This is a genomic window from Ureibacillus suwonensis (genome assembly GCF_042655065.1).
Taxonomy (GTDB): Bacteria; Bacillota; Bacilli; order Bacillales_A; family Planococcaceae; genus Ureibacillus; species Ureibacillus suwonensis.
In genome coordinates, this window is sequence record NZ_JBHSNQ010000114.1 from 1 (window position 1) to 973 (window position 973).

The 973-nt window shown below is 37.9% G+C and carries 1 protein-coding gene; it reads right to left on the reverse strand.

Annotated features, from left to right (window positions below; genetic code table 11):
• Window positions 1-61: 61 nt before the first annotated feature.
• Window positions 62-973: Mu transposase domain-containing protein (locus ACFPOH_RS10935; protein ID WP_408063444.1), on the reverse strand; the 912-nt coding region annotated here is incomplete at its 5' end.

Below are 973 nucleotides of genomic sequence, written 5' to 3' on the forward strand. Positions count from 1 at the left end.
TGGATGGTATGGTAATTGGCTGGAATCCAGCTTAATTTTAGTCTTTTGGCATATTCCTTAATCATTTGTTCCATGATGCCACATCTCCTTGGGATTCGAATAGGCGGTCATAATGCCTTACTCCTCGGATGGCTTCCGGCATATCTGGAACGTGTTTTTTCGGTTGAATTGGCTCTCGTATACCTCTTCCATTGATTAATTGATAAAATACCTGTTTAATCGATTCTACTTTCGGATGACCATACTGGGAGGCAATCCTCAAAGCCTGTGTCGAAACTTCGAAATCATGTTCTTTTAGTAAAACAGCTAGTAGTTGTAATGCTTCCTTCTTTTCTTGAACGGTACAATTGGAAAAATAATTTTTCCATTCTTCCGGCATCTTTTCATAGAAATCCGTATATTTTAATGCATTTGGCCTTTTGGCCATTAACGTAAGATATGGTTGCCATTTCATTGATTTTTGTTTTGTGCCATATAAACGCTCGTGCTTGATAATCAGCTCATGCTCTTCTGTTAAAATGGCAATCTCATGATAAGAGATCTTTGCCAAAACCTTTTGTTTGGCAAAACGGGGAGACGTGGAATATAAATTGTTTTCTAAATGGATGAAACCATACTTATCAGCCGTGACCTGCTCATATCGGACACATTCAAATTCTTTGGCTGGCAATTGAAGAAATAACGCTTGTTCTTCTTCAAATAATTCAGCGATGAGTCGCTCCTTCTCATAATGCGGACGATTCCAGTCCTTCTCACATTTCTCCCATAAAGATTCATTAAAACTTTCTAGTTGATAGATTGTTTGTTCAGGTAAAAAGAAATTGTTTCGAATATATTTCACCTTTGATTCGACATTCCCTTTTTCATTTCCGCTGGCTGGGTTGCAGAACTCGCATTCAAAGCCATAATGTAAAACGAATCGTTGAAATGTCTCTGTCAATTCTCTTTCTCCGTTTGGCAAGATCGTTTTTAC